General features: G+C 41.0%; 1 protein-coding gene. It reads left to right on the forward strand.

Features of this window, described 5'->3' with window-relative positions; all coding sequences use genetic code 11:
- Positions 1–833, forward strand: an 833-nt coding sequence (locus P7J49_RS11560; RefSeq protein ID WP_408570741.1) for an IS110 family transposase, incomplete at its 5' end; no start/stop codon positions are given.
- Positions 834–1,210 lie beyond the last annotated feature (377 nt).

Consider the following 1,210-nt stretch of genomic DNA (forward strand, 5'->3'; position numbering starts at 1 on the left):
CTAAGCGTGTTAAGACTGATAAAAAAGATGCAGCTCAGCTCGCAAAAGCTCTGGCCTTTCGTAGCTATCGGCCTGTTCATATTCCTACTGTTGAGGATGAACAAGTCAAAGAATATATCCGCATGAGAACAGACCACAAAGTGGCTCTGAAGAAAATCAAACAACAAATTCTTGCCTTCTGTCTCCGACATGATTTTCGCTATACCGAGGGAAGCAGTAATTGGACACAGAAACATGTCCGCTGGCTCCGTTCCCTAAATCCTGATGGACTTTATGCAGAGATTTTGACAGAATATCTATTGACCTATGAGAAATTAGTAGATCAAATAGAACGGTATGATGCACGAATTGAGCAACTGGGTCAAAGCGACAGTTACCAAGAGAAGGTCTCACGGCTTTCTTGCTTTATTGGCATTAAAACACTAACTGCTCTTTCCATTGTGACAGAAATCGGTGATTTTAATCGCTTTGCGACAGCTCAACATTTTGCTTCTTATCTTGGGCTAACTCCTAGCGAAAATTCTAGCGGCGACAAGGAGAGAAGAGGTGCTATCACCAAAGCTGGGAATAGCCATGTGAGACGACTTCTGATAGAAGCTGCACAATCATTGGCTAAGGGGACGATTGGGTATAAATCCAAAGAATTGAAACGGAGACAAAGTGGAAACCGAGTGGAGGTGATTGCTTATGCGGATAAGGCTAATGAACGCTTAAGAAGACGTTATCGCACACTTGTTCTAGGAAAAAATAAGAAACAAAATGTTGCTAAAACAGCTATTGCACGAGAATTATCTGGTTTTATTTGGGGGATGATGACAGGAAGAATAGCTTGAAGTTAGCGCTTGTTTTCATGTACACTTTTGACCATTAAGTTTTATCATCGCAGAGCGATGAGGAATCCCTATTTCTATCCAAAATCACTGGGTGAATTTGGACAGAAATAAGGATTGAAATCATGTTTGAATGGAAAGTATCTTGAAGGAGTTTAGGACTTCAAGGTTTGAGTCATCTACGAAATGACTAAGTGGCACAATTGTGATCCACGCTTATAGAGAGTAGGACTCGCGGCAGAACCATTGACCTGTAGGTAACCAATCCACGAATATCAGAGTGGCCAATGCCCGAAGCTAAGAACTAGGCTCTTTCTAGATACTTTTCATTTTTTAATCAGTTCGATTGTTTTTACTTGACAAAGGGCTTTACATATCAG

The organism is Streptococcus suis (genome assembly GCF_046032515.1).
Taxonomy (GTDB): Bacteria; Bacillota; Bacilli; order Lactobacillales; family Streptococcaceae; genus Streptococcus; species Streptococcus suis_AL.